This is a genomic window from Embleya sp. L77 (assembly GCF_055557415.1).
Window position 1 is genome coordinate 1,948,143 of record NZ_CM145709.1, and the last position, 25,148, is coordinate 1,973,290.

Genomic DNA, 25,148 nt, shown 5'->3' on the forward strand with positions numbered 1-25,148 from the left:
CGGGACGGGCCGCGGGGAGTCCTGTCGTGCGTGCCGATTTGCTGTCCACTTGTCCACATTAAGGAATGCCACCGACATTCGACGAAGTCCGGACCGCGAACACCGGGGGAAGCCTTCACCGCGCGTCGGACAACTTGCCGCGCAGTTGCAGCACCGCCTTGGTGTGGATCTGGCAGGTGCGGCTCTCGGTGACCCCGAGCACCTGGCCGATCTGGGACAGGGTCAGGCCCTCGAAGTAGTAAAGCGTCACGACGGTCTTCTCCCGTTCGGGCAGGGCGTTGACCGCGCGGGCGAGCAGGTGCCGCATCTCTCGGCTCTCGGCCACCTCGACCGGGTCGTCGGCGGTGGTGTCCTCCAGCGTGTCCACCAGGCTGAGCCGGTCGCCGCCGTCCTGCCCGGTGTGCAGGAGTTCGTCCAGGGCCATCACGTTGATCAGCGAGAGTTGGCTGAAGATCGCGTGCAGGTCCTCCAGCGCGATGCCCATCTCGCGCGCGACCTCGACCTCCGAGGGCGTGCGATTGAGCTTCGCCTCCAGGCCCGCGTAGGCCAGTTCGACCGCGCGGGCCTTCTGCCGCACGGACCGGGGAATCCAGTCCAGCGCGCGCAGTTCGTCGATGATCGCGCCTCGGATGCGGCTGATCGCGTACGTCTCGAACTTGATCGCGCGGTCGAGGTCGAACTTCTCGATCGCGTCGATCAGGCCGAACATCCCGTACGAGACGAAGTCGGCCTGGTCCACATTGGCCGGAAGGCCGACGCCGACGCGCCCGGCGACGTACTTCACGAGCGGCGAGTAATTCAGGATGAGGCGTTCCCGCAGGGTGGGATCCCCCGAGCGCTTGAAGTCGCTCCAGAGGTTCTCCAGCGCGCGGTTGGAAGCGCCACCGTCCTCGACGGTGACGGCCGGTCCGTCCTGGGACGCGGCCGCGGTGGCGCTCTTACGCCCTGGGGTGTGCTTGGGCATGCGTGGCCTTGTGTCGTTCCACGGAGACGTGCGTGCAGATCTGAGTCCTCGCGAGCGTAGCGTGACCTGACGACTCCCGAGCGCTACGAAGATCTCGCCCGGCCCGGATCGGCCGGGTCGCGGCGGTGCGGCCGGGGCCGCGCGGATCGCCCCCGACGGATCCGATCGGGCCGGCGGAGGCGGCTGCCCCCGGGGCCGGGGGCGCCGGTCGGGGCGACCGGGCCGGCGGTTCGGCCGAACGGCGGGCGGCAGCCGGGATCCGGCCCGCGCGGTGCCGCCCACCGGCGATGATCCACCGAACGAGGGTGCCCGCGGTCCGGCCGGCCCGGGGCGGCGTGGGCATCTGCCCGACCGTGCTCGGCGTCCGCGCCGTGGCGCGCCCGCGCGCGGCGATCGCGCCTCCCCGAACGGGTGTACCCGCCGCCCCGCGGGCCGGCCCGGCCGCCGCCGCGACCGGGAGGTCGCGGGCCGGTACGGGCGTGTCGTCGCGGGTCGGGCCGACACCGCCCGGGCACGCGCGTTCGAGCGGACCGCGGGCGGCGTCGTGCCGGGTGCGCGGGCGGCGCGAGCCGAACCGTCGGACCCGGTCGCGGTCCGCCGGTCGGGCTGGCGCGGCCGGTGGTGGGGCGATCCGGTCGGGGCCGCCGGTGTCCCCTTCCTCGGCCGCAGCCTCGGCCACGCTCTCGTCGGTCACGGGGTATGGCACCTCCTCGATTGGGCCTCCCCTCACGGTGATGATCACTGCCGCCCCAGGTCAAGCACCGCCACGGCGACGCCACCCCTTCGAGGTGCGATCGACCAGTTCGCGGGCGGCCAGGACGTCGAGATGGCGACGGGTGGCGGTAGGCCCGATGCCGGCCTCGCGGGCGATCCACGCCGTGGACGAGGTACCCCGGGTCGGCACCGTCTCCAGGATCCGGCGCGTGGGCGGCGCCAGATCGTCGCCGGGCCGAACCGGGCCGGACAACACCGGCGCGAGGTCGTCGCCGATCAGCCCCACCTGTTCGATCACCTCGGCCGCCCGGGTGACCAACACCGAGCCCGGCTCGCGCAGCAGCGCATGCACGCCTGCCGAACTCGGCGATCCGACCGGCCCCGGCACGCCCATCACCTGGCGACCCAGCCGCGCCGCCCGCCGCGCGCTGATCAGCGCCCCGCTGCGCAGCGCCGCCTCGACCACCACGGTGCCCCGGGTCAGCGCGGCGATCACCCGGTTGCGCTCGACGAAGCGGTAGCGGGTGGGATGCGCCCCCGGCGGCAGCTCGGTGACCAGGGTGCCCTCGTCGGCGATCCGGGCGAGCAGCCGCTCGTGGCCGCGCGGATAGTTCACGTCGATCCCGCACGCGAGCACCGCGACGGTGGGGCCGGCCACCACGAGCGCGCCGCGGTGCGCGGCGGCGTCCACCCCGTAGGCGCCGCCCGAGACCACCGTCCAGCCCGCCTCGGCCAGGTCGGCGGCCAGCGTCGCGGCCACGTGCGCGCCGTAGTCGGTGCACGCCCGCGCGCCCACGACCGCCACCGAGCGCAGCGCGGCAAGCCGCAGCGGGACGGCGCCGCGCACCCACAGGCCCAGCGGCCGGACGTCCCCGAGGTCGTCGAGCTGGCTGGGCCAGCCCGGGTCGCCCGGGACCACGAAGGCACCGCCCAGCCCGGCGATCCGGGCCAGGTCCCGTTCCGGGTCGTGCCCGCCCAGTCGGACCCGGTAGCCGACCGGATCCCGCCGGGCCAGCTCGACCGGCAACGCGGCACCGGACCGCAGGTCGGCCCACAGCCGGGCGGCGCCGTGGGTGCGCACCGCGCGGCCGAACGCCGCGTCGCCCGGCTCCACCAGGCGGGTCAGCGCCGCCCGGGCCACCCGCTCCGCCGCGGCGTCCCGGGCGGGCGGGTCCGACTCGTCCCAGGGCAGCGGATCGGGCCCCGTCACGGCTCGGGCTCGCCGTCGCCGGCCGAGTCGCCCCGGACGATCCCGGTCCGCAGCTCCAGGGCCGCGTCCACGTCGGCCCGATCGGGCCGCTCGTGCCCGCGCAGGTCGGCGACGGTCCAGGCGACCCGCAACACCCGATCCAGGCCCCGGGCGGTGAGCAGGCCGCGCTCCATGTCCCGGGCGGCGCGATCCAGCGCGTCCGGCTCGACGCTCCAGCGGGTGCGCAGCTCGCGCCCGGGCACCTCGGCGTTGACCGCCCACCCGGTCCCGGCCAGCCGCCGGGCGGCCCGCTCCCGGGCCGCGAGCACCCGCGCGGCCACCACCGCGGACCGCTCCCCCGACGCCTCGGGCGCGAACAGCTCGGCCCGGGAGACCGCGTCCACGGTCACCCGTACGTCGATCCGGTCCATCAGCGGCCCGGACAGCCGGGAGAGGTACTTGTGCCGCATCAGCACCGAGCACGTGCAGTCCAGGCCGCGCCCGGAGAACCGCCCGCACGGGCACGGGTTGGCCGCCATCACCAGCAGGAACCGGGCCGGGAAGCACAACATCCCGCCGCTGCGCGCCACGGTGACCGTGCCCGACTCCAGCGGCTGCCGCAGTGCGTCCAGGACCCGCCCGGAAAATTCCGGGCTCTCGTCCAGGAACAGCACGCCCCGGTGGGCCAGGGAGACCGCGCCGGGGCGGGGCAGGCCGTTGCCGCCGCCCACGATCGCGGGCATCGTGGCGCTGTGGTGCGGTGCGCAGAACGGCGGCGTGGTCACCAGTGGCAGGTCCGGGCGCAGCGTGCCGGCGATCGAGTGCACCGCGCTGACCTCCAGCGACGCCGGGCCGTCGAGCGCGGGCAGGATCCCGGGCAGCCGCTCGGCCAGCATCGTCTTGCCCGCCCCCGGGCTGCCGAGCAGGAACAGGTGGTGTCCGCCCGCCGCGCACACCTCCAGCGCCCGCCGGGCCCGGCCCTGTCCCGCGACGTCGGCCAGGTCGGGTGGTTCGGCGCCGGCCGGCGCGGGGCCCGCGGCCAGGGTGCCGACCACGGCCAGGGGGTCCGGGCCCAGGCCGATGTCGGCCACCGCGTGTTCCTGCACGGGCACCGGTTCACCGCGCAGCAGGGCGAGCAGGTGACGCAGCGAGGTCACCCCGCACACGGTGATCCCGGGCACCAACTCGGCCTCGCCGGCCACCACGGCGGGCACCACGACCCGGGCACAGCCCGCCGCGGCGGCGGCCATCACCGCCGGCAGCACCCCGCGCACCGGCCGCAGGCGCCCGTCCAGGCCCAGTTCGCCGACCATCACCAGGTCCTCGATCACGCGGGGGTCGAGCACACCCGCCGCAGCCAGCACGGCGGCGGCGATCGGCAGGTCGAACCCGGACCCGGTCTTGGGCACGGTCGCGGGTGACAGCCCCACCGTGAGCCGTCGCTGCGGCCACTCCTCCCCGCTGTTGACCAGCGCGGCGCGCACTCGTTCCTTGGACTCCACGAGGGTCTTGTCGGGGAGCCCCACCAGCGTGAACGTGGTCACGCCGGGCTCCAGATCGGCCTGGACCTCGACCACCACGCCGTCCACGCCCAGCAGGGTGACCGAGCGGGTACGTGCGAAGCCCACGGTCAGCACACCCCCCGGATGTGCTCGACCCGGGCCGCCCCGCGCTCGGCCGGGATCACCGCGACCAGGTCGATCCGCACCTCGCGCCCCGGCGGGCCGCCGAGCGGGTGGGCCAGCAGCCAGCGTTCCGCGAGCAGCCGCAGCCGCTCCGCCTTGACCGCGCCGACCGCCTCCAGCGGGTGCTCGAAGCCACCCGCCCGGCGGGTCTTGACCTCGCACACCACGAGCGTGGGCCCGTCCCGGGCGACGATGTCGATCTCACCGTCGCGGCAGCGCCAGTTCCGATCCAGGACGGCCATCCCGGCCTCGATCAGGAACCGGGCCGCGACCCGTTCGCCGTACCGCCCCACCGCGGTGTTGCGCGATCGGCGGGCCGGGCCGGCCCCCTCCCGCGCGCCCCGGGGCCCGCTGCCCCGGTCTTCGCCGCCACCTGCTCCGATTCGCACGACGACCACCTCCGGTACCGACAGTGCCGGTGCCGAAGGTGGTCGAGAGCGCGTGCGCGACCGGCTGTGCACAAACCGGTCGTTGTGGATGCCGCCCTTGCGGGTAGGGAACCGCGTCCGGGCCGCTCAGCCGCCGAACCCTTCGTTGCCCGAGGGCATCTCGAACTCGCTCTTGGTCAATTCCTCGACGTTGACGTCCTTGAAGGTGAGGACCCGGACATTCTTCACGAAACGCGCGGGTCGATACATGTCCCACACCCACGCGTCCGCCATGGACAACTCGAAGAAGACCTCCCCGTCGGCCGACCTCACGTGCAGCTCGTACTGGTTGGTGAGGTAGAAGCGCCTTTCCGTCTCGATGACGTACTTGAAGAGACCCACGACGTCGCGGTACTCGCGGTAGAGCTGCAGCTCCATCTCGGTCTCGTACTTTTCGAGATCTTCCGCACTCATGCGCGCCCCTCGCTCCTGCGCTTCGCTGTCGTCTCCCATTGTGTACCGGCGACCCACGCGACCACCGGCGCACCATGGCACAACCGTCCGGGAGCCTGCGGGCGGCCCGGATCGGCCGGGCGGATCCCGGCCCGCCGGCCGTACCTCAGCCGTTCCACCACTCGAACGGCTCGTCGATCAGCTCGCCGGCCAGGAACGGCTCCAGCAGCTGCGGCAACCGGCCGGGATAGAACCGCGCCGGAGCGGCCGCGATCTCGGCCGGCGACCACCACACCGCCTCCTGGTACTCGGCCAGCTCCTCGGCCGTCCACTGCGACCGGTCCTCGCCGACCGTCGGCGCCCGCTCGGCGATCCGGACCAGGACCACGAACTCGTGTTGCACCCGCCGATGCCCCGGACGCACCCAGGTCACACTCCGCCGCCATGTGGGCGGGCCCACATCGGCGGGGGTGATCCGCAGGCCGGTCTCCTCCAGGATCTCCCGCACCGCCGCGTCGACGTAGGTCTCACCGGGGTCCAGGCCGCCGCCCGGCAGGTCGTACCACTGCGACGGATCGGATTCGGCGACCCGGGTGCGAAACAGCAGCACCCGGCCGTCCGGGTCGAGCAGCACCACGCGCACGGCGCGGCGTTCCAGGTCGGGAGCGAGGTCCGCGGGGTAGTCCGGAACCGGCTCAGGCACGTCTCCGGGCCATGACACGGGTTGAGTCGTCATCCACGGATTGTGCCCCGACCGCGCACGGCCGGGCCGCCCGGGAGAAGGATTCCCGAGCGACCCGGCCGTGCGGACAGGACCCGAGGGCCCGAGGTCAAGCCGGCGGCGCTCCCGAGGGGTCGCGCGTGCCCACCCGTGCCTGCGGCGCGTCGTCCGCCCCGGCCCGGCGCCGGCGGCGCCACAGCACCAGCGGCACGGCCCCGATCAGGCCGGCCGCCATCGGCGTGCCGCCGATCACGTCGAGCCCCAGCCCCGGCTGATCGAACGTGCCCGGCACCCCGAGACCGTGGATCCGGTTCAGCGGCCACACCACGGTGAACGCGCGCCCGATCACCTGGTCCTTGTCGACGGTCCCGTTGAACGGCTGGTCCATGTGGTAGCGCGAGTCGGAGGAGTTGTCCCGGTTGTCGCCCATCAGCCAGATCCGGCCCTTGGGCACGGTCACGTCGAACACCTTCGTCGACGGGGCCACGCCCTTCTTGAGGTACGAACTCTCGTCCAACGGCTTCCCGTTGACCATCAGGCGACCCTGCGCGTCGCAACACTGCACGCGGTCGCCACCCACCCCGATCACCCGCTTGATCAGGTCCTTCTCGTCCGCGGACGGCATCAGGCCGACCCAGGACATGCCCTTCTGCAACCCGCGCACGACCGCGTTGTCGGACTGCTTCGGGGCCTCCTGAAGCCAGTTGCCCGGGTCGTGGAAGACCACGACCTGGCCGCGCTCGGGCTCCGCGCCGAACCACGGCGAGAACTTGTTCACCAGCACCCGGTCGCCGACCTTGATGGTGTTCTCCATCGACTCCGAGGGAATCGAAAACGCCTGGACCAGGAAGGTCTTGATGAGCAGCGCCAAGACGATGGCGATCAGCAGAAGCAGCGGCAGTTCCTTCCAGAACGACCCCTTCTTCTTGCGCCGTTCGCCCGAGTCGGAGGCACCCTCGTCGTCGCCGGAGTCCTCCGGGCCGTCCGATCCACCGGGGTCGCCCGGGCCGCCGGGGTCGTTCGCGTCCGGCGGCGAACCGTCGCCCGGGCCGCCGGGCGTGGAGGTCGGACCCGCCGGCGGGAAGATCGGCGCCGCGTCCGGGGCGCCCCCTGGTCGCTTGCCCAGATCCGGCCCCGGTCGTTTCACCGGATCGGGCGACTGCGCAGGCGCGTCCCCGCTCGTTGGTTGGGTCGGTGGCGCTCCGGGATCGTGCGGCGCGTCGGTCGGGTGCCGCTCCTGCGGCTCCCGCCCACGATCGTCGTCTCCACCAGCGGCTCGCGCTCCGATCACGACTTCCCCCACGGCGCCTCCTCGTACCCGTGCAGGCCGGACGGCACCCGGTCGGGGCTGTCCACCGGCTGCCCACAGCTCTGTCTTGATGATTTCCGACCCGTGCCGCGCACGTTGCCGGGTCGATGTCGGCCCCAAGGGTCCGCCATGCGCCGGCGCGAGCGTACACGTCGGCGTAGCAGGACCAGCGGAACCGCACCCACCATTCCCATAACGACCGGGGTGGGCGGGGGAATCGCAACCGACAGGGCTTTGTTCCCGAACGTTTCCGGAACGGGCAGGCGATGCGCCCGGCCGAACGGCCAGGCCACCACGAAGGCCCGGCCGACCACATCACCCTCCGGGATCGTGCCCTGGTAGGGCCGATCCATATGTGCCCGCGAGTCGGCCGAGTCGCCGCGATGGTCGCCCATCACCCACAACCGACCCTTGGGCACGGTCACGCTGAATCTCTTTTCCGAGGGCGCGTTGCCCTTGTACAGGTACGGCTCGTCCAGCGGGACACCGTTGACGGTGATCCGACCGGAGGGGTCGCAGCAGGCCACCGTGTCGCCACCGATCCCGATCACCCGCTTGATCAGGTCCTGTTCGTCGTCCGAGGGCAACATGCCGACGAACACCAGACCCTGCTTGATCTGCTTGAGCACGGGCGGCGGGTCGTCCGACTTCTTCTTGTCCAGCCAACCGCCCGGATCCCTGAAGACCACGACCTCGCCGCGTTCGGGGGTCCACCCGAACCACGGTGAGAACTTGTCCACCAGCACCCGGTCGCCGATGTCGATGGTGTGCTCCATCGAACCGGACGGGATGTAGAACGCCTGCACGAGGAAGGTCTTGATGAGCAGCGCGAGCGCGAGCGCGATCACCGCCAGCATCGGCAACTCGCGCCACAGCGGCACCACCTTGTCCTTGCGCCGCGAGCGCCGGCCCCGCCGCCGCCGGGTGGGCGTACCCGCCTCGACCGAGGGCGCCGCGCGCGAGGTGGGCGCCGCTGCCGGCGGTTCGGCCTCGCCGAGCACCACCGCGCCGGCTGCTCCCGCGGGCGAGGCGCCGAGGACGGGGACGTCCGTGCCGGTGGCCGGCCTCGACGTGCGGGCTGCGGCGCGGGCACCCTTGGGCTTGCCGCGCTTACCCACGACGGTCGAAGTCCGACCGCTCGAACGTCCTCGGCCGGTCCGCGCCCTGGATGCGACCGAACGGCCAGATGATCCACTGCGCCCGCCCGATCACCCGGCTCTCGGGCACCATGCCGCCGCCCGGGTCGCCCAGGTGGTCGCGCGAGTCGGCCGAGTTGCTGCGGTGGTCACCCATGACCCACAGCTTGCCCTTGGGCACCTCGGCTTCGAAGGGGAAGTCCGAGGGCTTGTCGCCCGGATGCAGATAGTCGCCCTCGTCGAGCGGCACGCCGTTGACGGTGATCCGCCCCTGCGCGTCGCAACACTTGACCACGTCGCCGCCGACCCCGATCACCCGCTTCACGAAGTCGCTGTCGTCCGGGTTCGTGAAGCCGAACACCCCACCGAGCTTGCGCAGTGCGCCGGCCACCGGATTGGGCTTGTCGGTGTCCTCGGGGGTGAACGAGCCGCGTCCGTCGAAGACGATCATGTCGCCGCGTCGAATGTCCCCGAATCGATAGGCGAATTTGTTGACCAGCACCCGGTCGCCGACCTGGAGCGTGTTCTCCATCGAACCGCTCGGGATCACGAACGGCTGGGCCACCCACGAGTTCACCGCGAGCACCACCACCATCGCCACCGCGACCAGGAGCGGCAGTTCGACCCACGCGGGCATCCGCCGACGGCGCGGCGCGGGGGGCGGGTCGTCGGTGCCATCGGTGCCGTCACCGCCGTCGTCATCGGTGTCGGCGGTGGCGGCGGTAGCGGTGGCGGCTGCGTCCGCCGGCTCGACGGGCTCGTCCCGCTCCGCCGCCGGGTCGCGGTCGGAGTCGGGAGCGTGGGCGGGGGCCGGAACCGGGGCCGTGGGGACGTCCGCGTCCGCGGCGGGCTTCGGGTCGGCGGCGGGTTCGGGGGTGGCGGCCGACTCCCGGGTCCGGTTCGCGGCCGAATCCTTTGCCGGAGTCGGAGACTTCGCCGTCTCCGTGACCGTGGCGACGGCCCCCTCGGAGCCGCTCTCGCCGCCGTCCGCGCTCCGCACCTGCTCCGAGACACGCGAAGGCCGCGCCTCCACGACCTCGGTGGACGAGGTACCGGCGGATTCCTCCGCCGTGGAGGCACGGCCTTTGCTCTGCTCTGCGTCGTCCATCACGAACGAGACTAGCGTCCGGGTCGCCTCGACAGGGCCGAGGCACCCCGGGTGGAACGTACGGGTCAGCGGCCCGGACGGTCCGTGCGCTTCTCCTTGATCTTCGCAGCCTTGCCGCGCAGGTCGCGCATGTAGTACAGCTTCGCGCGACGGACCGCGCCGCGGGTGACCAGCTCGATCTTCTCGATCACCGGGGTGTGCACCGGGAAGGTGCGCTCCACGCCGACGCCGTAGCTGACCTTGCGGACCGTGAAGGTCTCGCGCACGCCGTCACCCTGGCGACGCAGGACGAAGCCCTGGAAGACCTGGACGCGGGACTTGTTGCCTTCGATGACTCGCACGTGCACCTTGAGGGTGTCACCGGGACGGAAGTCCGGGACGTCGTCCCGCAGGGATGCGGCATCGATGTGGTCGAGCTTGTTCATCTCGCGTCGCTTTCTCGTGGGTGCCACAGGTCACCCACGGGTTTCGTGGTCACAGGTGTGGGGTCGCCGCTCCCGAGTGGCGCTCCCCCTGTGGCAGGGGTGCCGTCCGGCTCCCGGGGAACCCGGTCCGGATCGGGACATGGCAACAGCGTCTCAGTCTGCCACAGGTGTATCGGCCGGCCGAAACCGGCCGTCCCGCTCGACCCAGCCCAGCTCGGCGAGGGTGGCCCGATCCTTCTTGTCCACGGCCCTCGGGTCGATCCGGGCGATCAGGTCGGGCCGGTGCGCGGCGGTCCGGCGCAGCGCCTCGTCCCGCCGCCAGCGGGCGATCGCGCCGTGGTTCCCGGACACCGTGATCGGCGGCACCTCGCGACCGCGCCACTCGGCGGGCTTGGTGTACACCGGCCCTTCGAGCAGGTTGGCCATCGCGCCCGGGGCGAACGAGTCGTCCCGGTGCGATTCGGCGTTGCCGAGCACGCCGGGCAGCAGCCGGGCCACCGCCTCGACCATGACCAGCACGGCCACCTCGCCGCCGGCGAGCACGTAGTCGCCGATCGACACCTCGTCCACCGGCATCCGGGTCGCCGCCTCGTCGAGCACCCGCCGGTCGATGCCCTCGTACCGGGCCGGCGCGAACAACAACCACGGCTCGTCGGCCAGTTCGACCGCGAGGTCCTGGGTGAACGGCCGCCCGGAGGGGGTCGGCACGATCATCCGGGGCACCGGCGCCGCCGCGCTCGCGCCGCGCTCGAGCACCGCGTCCAGCGCGAGGCCCCACGGCTCGGGCTTCATCACCATGCCGGGGCCGCCGCCGTACGGGGTGTCGTCGACGGTCTTGTGCACGTCGTACGTCCAGTCCCGCAACTGGTGCAGGTGTACGTCGATGAGCCCCTTGGCGCATGCCTTGCCGACCAGGGAGACATCCAGCGGCGCGAGATATTCGGGGAAGATCGTGACGACGTCGATCCTCACGAGGGGTCCTGCTCCGAATCCGAATCCGAATCCGACGGCGACTGCGGCGTCGGTCCCGGCTCGGGCTCGGCGTCGGGCTTCGCCGCGGCCCGGGCGGCCTTCGCCTCGGCCCGTTCGGCGGCCGTGAGCTTCTTCGGCTTGGCCTTCTTCGGCTTGCGCTCGCGCGGCTCGGCCTCGGTCGCGTCCGGGTCCGGGTCCGGTACCGCGAGCACCGCGTTCTCCGCGTCCAGCAGACCCGGCGGCGGGGTGATCACCGCGCGCTGGTTCTCCAGGTCGATCTCCGGGACGATCTGGTGCACGAACGGGATCATCACCTCGCGCCCGTCCGGGCGCCGGACCAGGAGCAGGTCCTGCGAGGGCAGGTGCACGACCTCGGTCAGCTCGCCGACCGCCTCGCCGTCCGCGGTGACCACGTCCAGCCCGATCAGCTGGTGGTCGTAGTACTCCTCGGGGTCCTCGGGGAGTTCCTCGGGGTCGATCTCGGCGATCAGCAGCGTGTTGCGCAGCGCCTCGGCACCGCTGCGGGTGGTCACGCCCTCGATGGTGAGCAGCAGCCGGCCGCTGTGCACCCGGCCGTCGGCGATGGTCAGCGGGCCGACCGAGGGGGGATCCGTCATCAGCACCGCCCCGGGCGCAAGCCGCAGTTCCGGCTCGTCGGTACGGACCTCGACGGTCACCTGGCCCTTGATGCCGTGTGCCTTGCCGATACGGCCGACCACAAGCTGCACCTGCGACTCCTCAATCTCTGCCCGATGGGACCTCATGCCCGAAGCAGGAGGGGGAAATGCCAAGTCGGTGGAAATGCCGGGACTGTAGATGCCAAGAAGCTGCCCGGCGGATGATTCCGCCGGGCAGCTCCCGGTTGGACGTGATGTCCGGGTACGTCAGCGAACCTGGTCGACGTCGACGAGGTCGACGCGGACTCCCCGGCCGCCGAGCGCGGTCACGACGGTGCGCAGCGCACGCGCGGTGCGACCGCCTCGACCGATGACCTTCCCGAGGTCTTCGGGGTGGACCCGAACCTCGAGAATGCGGCCGCGGCGGAGATTACGCGCCCGTACCTTGACCTCGTCCGGATGCTCGACGATGCCCTTGACCAAGTGTTCGAGGGCTTCCTCGAGCACGGTCAGCCCTCGTTAGCGGCGGTCTCGGCGGCGGCTTCGCCCTCGGCGGCCGGAGTCTCGGTCTCGGCGGCAGCCTCGACCTTCTTCTCCTTCTTGGCCTTCGGCGTGGTGGCGCCGTCCTTGGGCTCGTCCATCGCCTCACGGGCGGCGGCCTCGAAGAGCGACTTCTTGTCGGCCTTCTCCGCGGCGACGAGCAGCGGGGCCGGGGCCGGCAGACCCTTGTGCTTCTGCCAGTCGCCGGTGAGCTTGAGGATGTGCGCGACCGGCTCGGTCGGCTGCGCGCCGACACCCAGCCAGTAGAGCGCCCGCTCGGAGTCGACCTCGATGCGCGAGGGGTTCTCCATCGGGTGGTAGATACCGATCTCCTCGATCGCCCGACCGTCACGCTTGGTGCGGGCGTCGGCGACGACGATGCGGTAGTGGGGCGAACGGATCTTGCCCAGGCGCTTCAGCTTGATCTTGACTGCCACGAGAGTGGTGTCTCCTGCATCTTGACGTGGGTGAACAGCCGGCATTCACGTGGGGACATGAGGCTCGGCTGATCGTGGACACGGTAAGCATGCGGAGAGAGGGTCCGGCAATGCCCCGGGTACTCAGCTGGCCATTCTGCCAGACTTCCGGGCCCCGGCCAAAGCCGGGCGCGAACTCGACCGGCCGAGGGCCGCGCGGCTTTTAGAATGCAAGCCGCATCGCCCTTCTCCCACTCCAGTAGTTAGGTCGCCACGGTCTCATGCGTTGGTCCGAACTGTACGTACCCACCCTCCGCCAGGACCCCGCCGATGCCGACGCGGTCAGTCACCGTCTGCTCGTGCGCGCGGGGTACATCCGCCAGCTGATGGCCGGCCACTACTCGCTGCTGCCGCTCGCGGTGCGGGTGCGGGCGAAGGTGGTGGCGATCATCCGCGAGGAGATGAACCGGATCGGCTCGCAGGAGATGATCCTGCCGACCATGCACCCGGCCGAGATCTGGCAGAAGAGCGGTCGCTGGGAGGTCATGGGCGACGAGATGTTCCGGCTCAAGGACCGCAAGGGCTCGGACCTCGCGCTGGGCATGACGCACGAGGAGATCTTCACCACCCTCGCGCACGAGCTCAGCTCCTACCGCGACCTGCCGCAGACCTGGTACCAGTTCCAGACCAAGTTCCGCGACGAGCCGCGGCCCAAGAGCGGTCTGATCCGGGTGCGCGAGTTCACCATGAAGGACTCGTACAGCTTCGACCTGGACGCCGAGGGGCTGGACCGCTCGTTCGAGGCGCACCGGCAGGCGTACGTGCGGATCTTCCAGCGCCTGGGCATTCCGGCGATCGCGGTGCAGGCGTCCAGCGGCACCATGGGCGGCAGCGGCTCGACCGAGTTCATGTGCCCCTCGGCCGCCGGCGAGGACCTCGTCGTGCACTGCCCGAACTGCGACTACGCGGCCAACGTCGAGAAGGCCACCTCGCAGCTCGCGGCGATCGAGGACGGCCCCGGGCTCGACGCGCCGGAGCGATTCGACACCCCGGGCATCAAGACCATCGAGAACCTGACCAAGGCGCACGGCGTGCCGGCCGACCGGCAGATCAAGACCCTGGTCTACATGGTCGGCGGGCAGCTCACCCTGGCCCTGCTGCGCGGCGACCACGCGCTGGTCGAGCAGAAGCTGATCGACACCACCGGCTCCACCGACGTGCGCCCGGCGACGCCGGACGAGATCAAGGCCGCGCTCGGCGCCTACCCGGGCAGCCTGGGCGGGGTCGGCGTGCGCGACCTGCCGATCCTGGCCGACCAGGCGCTGCGCGGTCGCCGGGACATGGTGACCGGCGCCAACGTCGACAAGGTGCACGTGCGCGGCGTGGACGTGGAGCGGGACATCGCCGTGGGCACCTGGGCCGACCTGCGCGAGGTGGTGGCCGGCGAGCCGTGCCCCGCCTGCGGCACCGGCCTGGAGGTCGAGCAGACGGTCGAGATCGGCCACATCTTCAAGCTCGGCTACAAGTACACCGAGGCCCTGGGCGTGAACGTGCTGGGCGCCGACGGTGAGCGGGTCACCCCGATCATGGGCAGCTACGGGATCGGCGTCGAGCGCGCGATGGCCGCGGTCGTGGAGACGCACCACGACAAGAACGGCATCGTCTGGCCGGTCGCGGTGGCGCCGTTCGAGGTCGCGGTCGCGCTCCTGGACGTGGACGACGAGAAGTCGCGCGGCACCGCCGAGGAGATCTACGCCGAACTGGTCCGGCAGCGGGTGGACACGATCCTGGACGACCGCGCCGAGCGTCCCGGGGTGAAGTTCAAGGACATCGAACTGGTCGGCATCCCGTTCCGGGTCACCGTCGGCGCCCGCAGCCTGGCCGAGGGCAACGTGGAGATCGTCTCGCGCGCGAGCGGCGAGAAGGCCATGGTCCCGGTCGCCGAGGCGGTCGAGTACGTGCGCAAGCTGGTCCTCGACGCGAGCTGACCACGGCTTTGCCGCGTCCGACCCGGCACCTGCCCGGTGCCGGGTCGGTGCCGGGTCGAGGTGCGGAGAGGTCACCCGGGGGTGGCGGTCGCGTCGGCGTGGTCCCGACGGCGGCCGGTGGTGTGTTCGGCCAGGAGGTCGGCGAAGGACGTGGTGAGCGGGTCGGGGCGGGTGCGGGTGTAGGCGGTGAGGACGCGGCGCACGGGCGGGTCGGGGCGCAGCAGGACGCCGTCGAAGCCGGGGCGCACGATGTCCGCGGGAACCAGCGTCGGGCCCAGTCCGGCGGCGGCCAACAGCGGTGCGGCGGCGGTCTGTTCGGTGCGGACGGCGACCGCAGGGTGGAAGCCGGCCGCGGCGCAGACCCGGTCGAGCAGCTCGGCCAGGCCGTTGCCCGGGGCATAGTGCACCCAGGAGCGGTCGGCGAGCGCCGCCAACGTGATGGTGCCGTCGGCGCCGACGGCCGCCGGGTCGTCGGCGGCGAGCACCACGACGAACTCCTCGACGCCGAGGTCGCGTACCGGCCCGGGCCAGGCTTCCGGCGTCGGGCCGATGGCCAGGTCGGCCCCGCCCGCCGCCATCGCGGCCCGGAGTTCGTCGGTGTGCGCGTACTCGCGCAGCCGGATCCGCACGCCGGGCTGCCGGTGCCGCCAGGCGCGAAGTACCGGCGGCAGGATGCCCAGGCTCACCGAGTAGACCGTGGCGATCTCCAACTCGCCGCCGGCCAGCCCCGCCACGCATTGCGCCGCCGCGTGCAGGCGTTCGGTGTCCGCGAGGGCCGCCCGGGCGTGCGGCAGTACGGCGCGGCCCATCGGGGTGAGCCGGATCGCGCGGGGCAGGCGTTCGAGCAGCGCGCCGCCGACGGCCCGTTCCAGCGCCCGGATCTGGTGCGACAGCGCGGGCTGGGTGACGTGCAGCAGTTCGGCGGCCCGGGTGAACGACCCCGTGTCGACCACCGTCACCAGGTATTCGAGCTGTCGCACGGTCGCCGTCATGCACGAATTTTATCGTGATGCCCCTTTACCGGCCTTTGCCGCATGGACGGGCGGGCGCTCGTCGACCGGGATCGCCCAGCGGGCGATCTCCTCGACCCGCACCTGGTTGGTGCCGAACGGGCCGGGGGTCAGGGCATAGGTCAGTTCGCCGATGTCGACGGCGCCGGCCACGGACACCGGCCCGCCCGGGCAGGTGCCGGTGACCGCGAAGTCGATCGGGCTCGCCGGGGCGTGCAACACGTGTCCGGACCACATCGCGGTGCCCTCCTCGTCGACCTCGACGGCGTCCTCCACGACCCGCACGACCACGTCGGGAAACAGCCGCAGGGTGATCTGCCGCGGCGCCGACGCGATCGCCCCGCACAGGAAGTCGAAGTCCTTCGGCGACACGACCATCGAGCCCTCGCGCAACACCCACGGCCGGGCCGGGTCCGGGCCGACCGACGCCTCGCCGAGCACCGTCGCCCGGACCGGCCACACCCCGCCGGCCGACGAAATCGCACAGAAGCCCGCCATCAGGGCGCCGAGCAACCGTCGAGAAGTAGTCATGCCCCGACCAACGATCGACCCACGCGACCGTTATCGTCCGTTCCCGAGCGCCGAGTGCGGTGACGGCGTCGCCGAGCGCCATCCCGGGGATGCCCGCGGTGGCCGGCCAGGGCACCCGGCTTCCGCGTCCGCGACCACGACCGGTGCGGCGCACGGGCCCCGCACCCGACGCGCCGCCTCCACCTCGCGGGCGAACCGCTGCCCGCCCCGCTTCGCAGCCGCACGGCGGCACCCGGGACCCGGGTGCCGCCGACCGGATGTGGGGGGCTCAGCGCAGCGTGAGTTCGGTGGGCTTCTTCGGTTGGGCCGGGTCGAAGAGATCGAGCAGGGTCACCGCCCGTTCGGCGCCGCCCCGGGTGGTGCGGGCGTCCTCGCCGGCCAGGGCGCCGCGCAGGTCGGTGCGGCCCAGGTGCAGCGATTCCACGGTTTCGCGCGGGAGTTCGAGGATCACCTCGGCGTCCGAGGGGATCTCGCGCAGGAAGCGGGCGACGCCGCGGTGGATGTGCAGCGCGACCTCCTCCTGGCCGTGGACCCCGCCCAGCACCCGCCAGCCGAGCACGGCGTCCACGTCCAGCGCCTCCTCGGCCCGCAGTCGGGTCGTGTACAGCTCGATCAGCCACGCCGCCGGGATCTGCGCGACCAGGTCCCTCGGTGCGAAGATCGCCGCGAAGTTGATCAGCGGCAGGATCGGCTGGATCCGGTCCTCCAGCTCGTCGGCGCTGGTCAGGTACCAGTTCCGCCAGTTGATGTTGAGCTGCGCGTAGCCCAGCCGGCGAAACGCGGCGGCCTTGACCGAGCGCGCGTCCGCGTCCTCGCGGTCGATCCGGGTCAGGTGCGTGGCCAACTCGGCCGCCCACTGGTACTCGGCCGCCGCGTACGCCTGCGTCGCCGCGTCCAGCACGCGTTCCCGGCCGCCCATCAACTCCACCGTCCGGCGCGCGTGTTCGGCCCGGGGCAGCGGGTCCAGGTCGACCGGATCGCCGCCGAACCAGCCCAGGTAGCCGAAGAAGATCTGCCGCACGGTGTGCTTGACCGTGCCGTAGTACTCGCGTGCGTAGGGCGCGTACGAGGCCAGGTGTTCGGGCAGTTCGACGGTCTCGGCCAACTCGTCCGGGGTCAGCCCCTCGTTCATCCGGCGCACCGTCTGGTCGTGGATGTACTGGATGCAGTCCCGCTCCACCGCCAGCACCTCGGCCACCTTCGCGGCTCCCGACACCGGCTGCCCGTGACTGGGGATCAGGTGCGCGGCCCGGTGCGCGCGCAGCGCGTCGATGCTGCGCACCCACTGCATCGGGTCGCGGTAGCGACAACCGCGCAGGGTATGGATGTTCGGCAGGGTCGGGCCCTGGATGGTGTCCCCGCACAGGAGCACGTCGCTGTCCGGGAGGTACACGCTGATCGCGTCGTCGGTCTCGCCGGGATTGTGGAACAGGCGCAGCCGCACGCCCGCGACCTCGGTCTCCAACTCGTCGCCCACCAGCACCGTGGGCATCACGAACGACGGTGTGCCCACCCCCGCGTGCGGGCCGACCGCGTCGTTGACCCCCTCGGTGTCCGAGGGGGCGAGCAGGTTGCCGAGCGAGTACACCGAGCGCAGGCCCATGATGTGCAGCGCGGGACCGGACTGGTCGGTCAGACTCGCCAGGAACGTCCGGTGTGCGTACACGTCCACGTCCGGCGTCGCGGCCCAGTGGCTCAGGCCGTTCACGTGGTCGGGGTGATGGTGGGTGACCACCACGGCCCGGACCGGTGCCTGCGGGTCGCTCAGGTGCGGGCGCACCTCCGCCTCGATCACGGCGGCCAGATCCGCGCCGCTGCCGGTGTCGACGACCACCAGGCCGTCGGGGCCTTCGATCACCGTCGCATTGGCCGAGGACCAGCCCACGGCGACGTGTACGTGCTCGGCCACGGTGTACACGCGCTTGGTGAAGTGCGCGGTATGGGCGGCGAGTTCGGGATGAACGGCAGGCTCGACCTCGTACGTCATGGGCGGGCAGCCTGCCACGTCCGGCGCTACGAGGGAAGAATCGCCTTCTCCGCCCCGGGCCACTCCTCCGCGGTCAGCGCGAAGCGTTCGTGGTCGCGCCACGCGTCGTTGATGAAGAGCATCCGCGGCGTGAAGCCCTCGTGCCGAAAGCCCATCCGGCGCGCGAGCGCGATCGAACTCTCGTTTCCCGGTTGCACGTTGATCTCCAGCCGGTGCAGCCCCAGCCCGTCCGCCGCGAACACCCGATCGATCACCAGGGCGAGAGCCTCGGTCATCCGCCCGGTGCCCGCGTACGGCTTGTACGCGTCGTAGCCGAGCGAGGCGTTGCAGAACCGCGAGCGCACGATGTTCGAGACGTTGACCCGGCCGGCCAGGGCCGTATCGGCGAGATCCACCACCAGGAACGTGCGGAAGGTGTCGCTCTGTCGGCGGATCAGGTCCGGCAGGTCGTCCGGGTCGGACGGATTCCAGCGTGCGATGTGGTCCGAGCGGCGGATCGCCGCGGCGGACGCCGCCGCGTCCGACTCCCGCGGCGCGCGGATGCCCACCCGGGCACCGGGCACGGTGTACAGGTCCACGACCCCCGCCATCTGCCTGTGTCCCTTCGTCGTCCGATCCGACCGCACCCGGGGTCGTCCCCGGGTGCGGTGGTCCCGTGTCGCGGCCGGGGCTACTTCTGGCCCGGCGGCAGGAAGTTCTTGAACTCCTCGGGCAGTTCGAAGTCGGCCGCGCCCCCCGCACCGCCGCCGGCCGGCAGGCCGAACGGGTTCGCCGCGCGCTCCTCGCGGCGCGCCGCCTCGGCCGCCGCCTCCTGCTTGCGCTTCATCGGGTTGCCCGACTGGCGCTTGCCCTTGGCCTGCTTGGGCGCCTTGCCCTTCTTCTTGCCGGCGCCGCCGCCCATGCCCGGCATCCCGGGCATTCCCGGCATGCCGCCGCCCTTGGCCATCTGCCCCATCATCTTGCGGGCCTCGACGAACCGCTCGATCAGGTTGTTGACCGCGTTGACCTCGGTACCGGCACCCTTGGCGATCCGGGCCCGGCGCGAGCCGTTGAGGATCTTCACGTCCGCCCGCTCGGCCGGCGTCATCGACTTGATGATCGCCGCGACCCGGTCCAGGTCGCGGTCGTCGATGTTGTCGATCTGCTCCTTCATCGCGCCCATGCCGGGCAGCATGCCGAGCAGCTTCGAGATCGAGCCGAGCTTCTTGACCTGCTCCATCTGCTGGAGGAAGTCCTCCAGGGTGAAGTTGTTGCCGCCGCCGTGCAGCTTCTCGGCGGCCTTGAGCGCGAGGTCCTGGTCGTACTTGGCCTCGGCCATCTCGATCAGGCTGAGCATGTCGCCCATGCCCAGGATGCGCGAGGCCATCCGGTCCGGGTGGAAGGCGTCGAACTCGTCGAGCTTCTCGCCGCTGGAGGCGAACATGATCTGCCGGCCGGTCACCGACGCGACCGACAGGGCCGCGCCACCGCGCGCGTCGCCGTCGAGCTTGGAGAGCACCACACCGTCGAAGCCGACGCCGTCGAGGAAGGCCTGTGCGGTGACCACCGCGTCCTGACCGATCATCGCGTCGACGACGAACAGGATCTCGTCCGGCTTGACCGCGTCCCGGATGTCCGCGGCCTGCTGCATCATCTCGGCGTCGATGCCCAGGCGGCCGGCGGTGTCCACCACGACCACGTCGTACTGCTTGGTCTTGGCGAACTCGATCGAGTCGCGGGCGACCTTGACCGGGTCGCCGACGCCGTTGCCGGGCTCGGGCGCGTAGACCGCGACGCCGGCCCGCTGGGCGACCACGGAGAGCTGGTTGACCGCGTTCGGGCGCTGGAGGTCGCAGGCCACCAGGAGCGGTTGGTGCTTCTGCTCCTTGAGCCACTTGCCCAGCTTGCCCGCCAGGGTGGTCTTGCCCGCGCCCTGGAGGCCGGCGAGCATGATCACCGTGGGGCCGGTCTTGGCGAAGCGCAACCGGCGGGTCTCGCCGCCGAGGATCCCGACGAGCTCCTCGTTGACGATCTTGACGATCTGCTGGGCCGGGTTGAGCGCACCCGACACCTCGGCGCCCCGGGCGCGTTCCTTGACGCGTCCGATGAACTCGCGGACCACCGGGAGGGCCACGTCGGCCTCCAGGAGGGCGACGCGGATCTCGCGTGCGGTGGCGTCGATGTCGGCTTCGGAGAGCCGCCCCTTGCCGCGAAGGTTCTTGAAGGTCGCTGCGAGGCGGTCGGAGAGAGTGTCGAACACGTCGGCAGAGGTCCTTCGTCAGATACGGGTGGTGTCGGGCCCAGCCTAACCGCCCGAGGAGCGGTCGTGGCGGGGGCACGCGTCCGGGATCCACCCGCCGACGCCGTGACCGGCGCCGTTCGCCCCCTCGGGGACACCGGCCCGGGGCGCCCCGGCCGACGCCGGCGCGAAGGGGCAGCGGCACGGGCATCGACCCGGGAACCCGCCCGCCGGCCGGCCCGGCGCCACCGCCTCCCGGGCCGCGGCACGCGTGCCCGGGAGGCGGTGGCGCCGGTTCCTGCGATCACGGCGTGCGTGGCCCGGGCCGCGGCGCCGGGCCGCTGATCACGGCGCGAGCGCCTTCTCCAGCGACCTGGCCAGGCTCCGGGCGTCGGCGGCGGTCAACGGGCTCCCGTTCGGGGCGACCACGTAGAAGGCGTCCACCGCGTCCGCGCCGTGCGTGCCGACCCGGGCCTGACGCACGCTCACCCGGGCGTCGGCCAGCGCCTTGCCGATCCGGTGCAGCAGCCCGGGGCTGTCGTGCGCCCGCACCTCCAGGACGGTCGCACTCTCCGACGCGTCCGCGATCACCTCCACCCGGGCGGGCGCCCGGGTGGTGCCGCGCCGGGGCGGGTAGGCCGCCTCCCGCTTGGCCAGCCGGGCGGCCACGTCCAGGCCGCCGGCCAGGGCCCTGCGCACGTCCTCGCGCAGTGCGGCCGGGTCGGGCAGCCGGCCGAACTCGGTCTCCACCGTCCACACGGTGACGCCCAACTCCTCGATCACGTCGATCGCGGCCGAGCGCACGGTGAGGCGGTGCAGCGCCAGCACCCCCGCGGAGAGCGCCATCAGGCCGACCCGGTCCGGCGCCGCGATGGTCACCTCGGCCCCGAAGGGCAGCGGTTCCAGCCGCACCACCGGAAGTTCGCCCGACACGTCGGCGGTGACGATCCGCTCGGACACCGCCGGGGCGGGCCGGCCGGCGAACACCGCCCTGGTCCGGGCGACGAGGTCCCGGACCAGGGCGTCCCGCCACTCGCTCCACGCGGCGGGTCCGGTGGCGGCGGCGTCGGCCTCGGTGAGCGCGTGGAGCAGATCGAGGGTTTCCACGCTGCCCACCGCCTCGGCGAACGCCGCCACGGTGGTCGGATCGTCCAGGTCGCGCCGGGTCGCGGTGTCCACCAGGAGCAGGTGGTGGCGCACCAGGGTGCCCAGCACGTCCACGTCGTTCTTGGCGAAGCCCATCCGCGCCGCGGCCTCGCGCGCGATCACCTCGCCGCTCACACTGTGGTCGCCCGGCCAGCCCTTGCCGATGTCGTGCAGCAGCGCGGCCACCAGGAGCAGGTCCGGCCGGGCCACCCGGCGAGTGTGCGCGGCGGCCTCGATCGCGGTCTCGATCAGGTGCCGGTCGACCGTGAAGCGGTGCACCGCGTTGCGCTGCGGACGACAGCGCACCCGCTCCCAGTCCGGCAACAACCCGGTGATCAGCCGCTTGGACTCCAACGCCTCCCAGACCGGCAACACGTCCCGCCCGGCGCCGAGCAGCGACACGAACGCCTCGCGGGCGGCCGGCGGCCACGGATCGGCCAACGGCGGGCACTCGATCGCGAGCCGGTCCACGGTGTGTCGGGACAGCGGCAGGCCGGCCTGCGCGGCGGCCGCGGCGGCGCGCAGCAACAACACCGGGTCCCGGGCCGGCTGCGCGGCCTGTGCGAGCACCACCTCGCCGGCGTACTCGACCACGCCCTCGGCCAGCGGCGTGCGTGCGGACACCCCGGTCCGGGCCCGGCGCAGCCGGCGTATCCCGGCGCCCGCCTCGCGCGCCGCGAGCACCCGGCACACCTCGCGCCAGGTCACGTCGGATGCGTAGGTCAGCGCCCGGGCCGCCTCGGAGACCCGGCGCAGGAGGGTGTCCGCGTCCAGCAGGCCCAGCCGCCGGGCGACCGCGTCCTGCTCCTGGAGCAGCAGTCGATCCGCGCCGCGCCCGGTGACCAGGTGCAGTGCGTCGCGCACGTCGAGCAGCGTGGCCCGGGCGGTGTCCACCTCCTCGTGCGGCGCGTCCGCGATCCACGAGGCCGAGACGGCCCGCAGTGCGGTCGCGTCGCGCAGGCCGCCCCGGGCCTCCTTGAGGTCGGGTTCGAGCAGGAAGGCGACCTCGCCGTGGCGCTGCGCACGCTCGCGGCAGGACTCCAACAGCTCGGGCAGCCGCTTGACCGCCGCCGCACGCCACGCGCCGAACATCGACGTGCGCAGCGCTGTGGTCAGGTCGGCGTCGCCGGCGATGTGGCGGATGTCGAGCAGGCCGGTCTGCACCCGCAGGTCCTCGGCGGCGGCTCGGCGGGCCTCGTCGGGAGTGCGCACCGAGTGGTCCAGGGCGATGCCCGCGTCCCAGACCGGGTACCAGATCGCGTCGGCGAGTTCGGTGATCCGGTCGTGGCCCTCGTGCAGCAGGACCAGGTCCAGGTCGCTGCCCGGGGACAGCTCACGTCGGCCGTAGCCGCCGACCGCGACCAGGCTCACGCCCTCGGTCGGCGCGCCCGCGGCGGTGAACAGTTCGGTCAGCCAGCGGTCCGACAGCGCGCCGAGCGCCTGTCGACGGGCCACGCCGGTGGGCCCGGCGGGATCGGCCAGGAGGTCGTCCCTGGCGCGGGTGTACCGCGAGGTGGCGGTCGGTTCCATCGGGGCCTGCTCCCTCGTTCACACGCGCCGGCGGCACGGGCCGCCGGGCGCTGCGAGCGGTCGACACGAAGGCGGATGGCCGGACCCGTCCCCGAAGACTGCCTTCGGGGCGGGACCGGCCATCGGGGTGCTACAGGGCTTCCGGGCCGCGCTCGCCGGTGCGCACCCGCACCACGCTGTCCACCGGGACGATCCACGCCTTGCCGTCGCCGATCTTGCCGGTGCGGGCGGCCTTGACCAGGACGTCGAGCAGTTCCTCGGCGTCCTCGTCGTCCGCGACGACCTCGATGCGCACCTTCGGCACGAGGTCGACCTGGTACTCGGCGCCCCGGTAGACCTCGGTGTGGCCGCGCTGCCGGCCGTAGCCGCTCGCCTCGGTCACGGTGAGGCCGTGGACGCCGAACGCCTGGAGGGCGTTCTTCACGTCGTCGAGCCGGTGCGGCTTGATCACCGCCGTGATGAGCTTCACGCATCCACCTTCGTGTCGGCGGGCGCCGCGGCGCCCGCGCCCGTAGAGGTGCCGATGCCCGCCGACGCTCGGGTGGAACCGCCGAGTGTGGCGAAGTCGTACCCGGTCTCGGCGTGCTCGACCTGGTCGATGCCGGCCACCTCGTCGTCCTCGGACACCCGGAAGCCGATGGTCTTGTGAATGACCGTGCCCAGGATGAACGTGACGACGAAGGAGTAGGCCAGGACGGCACCGACGCCGATCAGCTGCTTGCCCAGCTGGTCGAAGCCCCCACCGTAGAACAAGCCCTCGGCGTCGCTCTGGACGTGACCGGTGGCCAGGAAGCCGGGGGCGAGCGAACCGATGATGCCGCCGACCAGGTGCACACCGACCACGTCGAGCGAGTCGTCGTAGCCGAGCTTGTACTTCAGGCCCACCGCCCAGGCGCACACCGCGCCGGCGACCAGGCCCAGGGCGATCGAGCCGAGCGGGCTGAGCGCACCGCACGCGGGGGTGATCGCGACCAGGCCGGCCACCGCGCCGGACGCGGCGCCCAGGGTGGTCAGGTGTCCGTCCCGGATCTTCTCCAGGAACAGCCAGCCGAGCATGGCCGCGGCGGTGGCGATCTGGGTGTTGATCAGGGCGCGGCCGGTGACGCCGTCCGCGGCGAGCCAGGACCCGGCGTTGAAGCCGAACCAGCCGAACCACAGCAGGCCGGCGCCGATCATCACCAGCGGCAGGTTGTGCGGGCGCATCGGGTCCCGCTTGAAGCCGACCCGCTTGCCGATCACCAGGATCAGGGCCAGCGCGGCGATACCGGCGTTGATGTGCACCGCCGTACCGCCGGCGAAGTCGATCACGCCCTTCTCGAACAACCAGCCGTCCGCGGCCCAGACCCAGTGCGCGATGGGGAAGTAGACCAGGGTGACCCAGAACGCCACGAACACGGCCCAGGCGGTGAACTTGGTACGGTCCGCGACGGCGCCGCTGATCAGCGCCGGGGTGATGATCGCGAACATCAGCTGGAAGGCCGCGAACACCGTCACCGGGATCGTGTAGCCGTCCCACAACTCGGCGACCCCGATGTCGCGCATGCCGTACCAGTCGAGGTTCCCCACCAGGCCGCCGAAGGCGTCCGTGGAGAACGTCATCGAAAACCCGTAGAGCACCCACAGCACCGTCACGACAGCCAGGCAGATGAAGCTCATCATCAGCATGTTGAGGACGCTCTTCACGCGGACCATGCCGCCGTAGAAGAACGCCAGCCCGGGCGTCATGAGCATGACCAGTGCGGCGCTCAGGAGTACGAATGCGGTGTTACCCGTGTCCATACTCTGCCTCTCTTCTCCGTGGCCCCGGCCGACCTCCGGGAACTCATGGAAAGGAGCTTCGGGGCGTGAGGTTTCACGCCGTGGCGCGACGTGTTTCGCCGACGTGACGCTTGCCGCACATGTGTTTCCGGCGGATGAACGTCCGCTCACGCGCACGGCCGGGCGGATCGCGCCAATCCCTCGACCCGCGGCCGGCCGGTCTCCAAACGCGCGGTGGAGGGATCCGGGCTCGCGCGCGAGGCGGCCGGCGGGTGTCCCGCAGGTGAGCGGCGGGCGACCCACACACAGCCCGTCGACGACATCTGACGCACCGTCAGTTAGTTGGCCTCCGCACCTTATTCC

Annotated in this window: 23 protein-coding genes; 1 reads left to right on the forward strand and 22 read right to left on the reverse strand. The window is 72.3% G+C overall.

The genetic code is table 11. From position 1 onward, the window contains the following. Nucleotides 1-115 precede the first annotated feature (115 nt). The 14 genes from whiG to rpsP all read right to left on the reverse strand — a co-directional run bounded on the left by whiG (nt 116) and on the right by rpsP (nt 12,638). Entirely contained in the window at nt 116-964 is an 849-nt protein-coding gene (gene whiG, locus ACZOOI_RS07840; RefSeq protein ID WP_465280057.1) for an RNA polymerase sigma factor WhiG, read from the reverse strand. 754 nt (nt 965-1,718) lie between these two features. Then, nucleotides 1,719-2,888, reverse strand: a complete 1,170-nt coding sequence (gene dprA / locus ACZOOI_RS07845) for a DNA-processing protein DprA (protein ID WP_465280058.1) — start codon at nt 2,886-2,888, stop codon at nt 1,719-1,721. Then, entirely contained in the window at nt 2,885-4,495 is a 1,611-nt protein-coding gene (locus ACZOOI_RS07850; protein WP_465280059.1) for a YifB family Mg chelatase-like AAA ATPase, read from the reverse strand. Before ACZOOI_RS07850 ends, dprA begins: the two co-directional genes overlap by 4 nt. Before the next feature lie 2 nt (nt 4,496-4,497). After that, the gene (locus tag ACZOOI_RS07855) at nt 4,498-4,941 is read right to left on the reverse strand and encodes a YraN family protein (protein ID WP_465280060.1); all 444 of its coding nucleotides are present in this window, start codon (nt 4,939-4,941) and stop codon (nt 4,498-4,500) included. Between the two features lie 126 nt (nt 4,942-5,067). After that, nucleotides 5,068-5,394, reverse strand: a complete 327-nt coding sequence (locus ACZOOI_RS07860) for a DUF2469 domain-containing protein (RefSeq protein WP_020553228.1) — start codon at nt 5,392-5,394, stop codon at nt 5,068-5,070. Nucleotides 5,395-5,539: 145 nt separating this feature from the next. Next, nucleotides 5,540-6,109 (reverse strand): NUDIX hydrolase, encoded by a 570-nt coding sequence (locus ACZOOI_RS07865; RefSeq protein WP_391581402.1) that lies wholly within the window; start codon nt 6,107-6,109, stop codon nt 5,540-5,542. 94 nt (nt 6,110-6,203) lie between these two features. Further along, a complete protein-coding gene (lepB, locus tag ACZOOI_RS07870) occupies nt 6,204-7,241 on the reverse strand; it encodes a signal peptidase I (RefSeq protein ID WP_465280061.1) in 1,038 nt (345 codons plus the stop codon). 140 nt (nt 7,242-7,381) lie between these two features. Continuing rightward, nucleotides 7,382-8,521, reverse strand: coding sequence for a signal peptidase I (lepB, locus tag ACZOOI_RS07875; RefSeq protein WP_465280062.1), 1,140 nt, complete (start codon nt 8,519-8,521; stop codon nt 7,382-7,384). Further along, nucleotides 8,514-9,176, reverse strand: a complete 663-nt coding sequence (gene lepB, locus ACZOOI_RS07880) for a signal peptidase I (protein WP_465281143.1) — start codon at nt 9,174-9,176, stop codon at nt 8,514-8,516. The genes lepB (ACZOOI_RS07875) and lepB (ACZOOI_RS07880) overlap by 8 nt, the downstream gene beginning before the upstream one ends. Before the next feature lie 536 nt (nt 9,177-9,712). Further along, complete coding sequence (rplS, locus tag ACZOOI_RS07885; protein WP_020553234.1) at nt 9,713-10,072, reverse strand: 50S ribosomal protein L19; 360 nt, start codon at nt 10,070-10,072, stop codon at nt 9,713-9,715. Between the two features lie 153 nt (nt 10,073-10,225). Continuing rightward, nucleotides 10,226-11,044 carry a tRNA (guanosine(37)-N1)-methyltransferase TrmD gene (trmD, locus tag ACZOOI_RS07890; protein ID WP_465280063.1) on the reverse strand — a complete coding sequence of 273 codons (819 nt, stop codon included), beginning with the start codon at nt 11,042-11,044 and terminating at the stop codon, nt 10,226-10,228. Continuing rightward, nucleotides 11,041-11,772 (reverse strand): ribosome maturation factor RimM, encoded by a 732-nt coding sequence (rimM, locus tag ACZOOI_RS07895; RefSeq protein WP_465280064.1) that lies wholly within the window; start codon nt 11,770-11,772, stop codon nt 11,041-11,043. Before rimM ends, trmD begins: the two co-directional genes overlap by 4 nt. 156 nt (nt 11,773-11,928) lie before the next feature. Beyond that, the gene (locus ACZOOI_RS07900; RefSeq protein ID WP_020553237.1) at nt 11,929-12,168 is read right to left on the reverse strand and encodes an RNA-binding protein; all 240 of its coding nucleotides are present in this window, start codon (nt 12,166-12,168) and stop codon (nt 11,929-11,931) included. A 2-nt stretch (nt 12,169-12,170) separates the two neighbouring features. Next, entirely contained in the window at nt 12,171-12,638 is a 468-nt protein-coding gene (gene rpsP / locus ACZOOI_RS07905; RefSeq protein WP_126642843.1) for a 30S ribosomal protein S16, read from the reverse strand. A 260-nt stretch (nt 12,639-12,898) separates the two neighbouring features. On the opposite strand from rpsP, the gene ACZOOI_RS07910 reads away from it, so the two are divergent. Then, nucleotides 12,899-14,605, forward strand: a complete 1,707-nt coding sequence (locus ACZOOI_RS07910) for a proline--tRNA ligase (protein ID WP_396006972.1) — start codon at nt 12,899-12,901, stop codon at nt 14,603-14,605. A 71-nt stretch (nt 14,606-14,676) separates the two neighbouring features. On the opposite strand, the gene ACZOOI_RS07915 is transcribed toward ACZOOI_RS07910, so the two are convergent. From ACZOOI_RS07915 to ACZOOI_RS07950, 8 genes are all read right to left on the reverse strand, one after another. Beyond that, nucleotides 14,677-15,597, reverse strand: a complete 921-nt coding sequence (locus ACZOOI_RS07915; protein WP_465280065.1) for a LysR family transcriptional regulator — start codon at nt 15,595-15,597, stop codon at nt 14,677-14,679. Between the two features lie 9 nt (nt 15,598-15,606). Next, the gene (locus tag ACZOOI_RS07920) at nt 15,607-16,146 is read right to left on the reverse strand and encodes a hypothetical protein (RefSeq protein ID WP_465280066.1); all 540 of its coding nucleotides are present in this window, start codon (nt 16,144-16,146) and stop codon (nt 15,607-15,609) included. A gap of 268 nt (nt 16,147-16,414) precedes the next feature. Continuing rightward, nucleotides 16,415-18,133, reverse strand: coding sequence for an alkyl sulfatase dimerization domain-containing protein (locus tag ACZOOI_RS07925; protein WP_465280067.1), 1,719 nt, complete (start codon nt 18,131-18,133; stop codon nt 16,415-16,417). A 26-nt stretch (nt 18,134-18,159) separates the two neighbouring features. Continuing rightward, nucleotides 18,160-18,723, reverse strand: a complete 564-nt coding sequence (locus tag ACZOOI_RS07930; protein WP_465280068.1) for a GNAT family N-acetyltransferase — start codon at nt 18,721-18,723, stop codon at nt 18,160-18,162. Between the two features lie 80 nt (nt 18,724-18,803). Then, nucleotides 18,804-20,372, reverse strand: coding sequence for a signal recognition particle protein (ffh, locus tag ACZOOI_RS07935; protein ID WP_391581393.1), 1,569 nt, complete (start codon nt 20,370-20,372; stop codon nt 18,804-18,806). A 324-nt stretch (nt 20,373-20,696) separates the two neighbouring features. Continuing rightward, complete coding sequence (locus ACZOOI_RS07940) at nt 20,697-23,027, reverse strand: [protein-PII] uridylyltransferase (protein ID WP_465280069.1); 2,331 nt, start codon at nt 23,025-23,027, stop codon at nt 20,697-20,699. A 130-nt stretch (nt 23,028-23,157) separates the two neighbouring features. After that, nucleotides 23,158-23,496 (reverse strand): P-II family nitrogen regulator, encoded by a 339-nt coding sequence (locus tag ACZOOI_RS07945; protein WP_360310627.1) that lies wholly within the window; start codon nt 23,494-23,496, stop codon nt 23,158-23,160. Beyond that, entirely contained in the window at nt 23,493-24,806 is a 1,314-nt protein-coding gene (locus ACZOOI_RS07950; RefSeq protein WP_465280070.1) for an ammonium transporter, read from the reverse strand. The genes ACZOOI_RS07945 and ACZOOI_RS07950 overlap by 4 nt, the downstream gene beginning before the upstream one ends. Nucleotides 24,807-25,148: the final 342 nt, after the last annotated feature.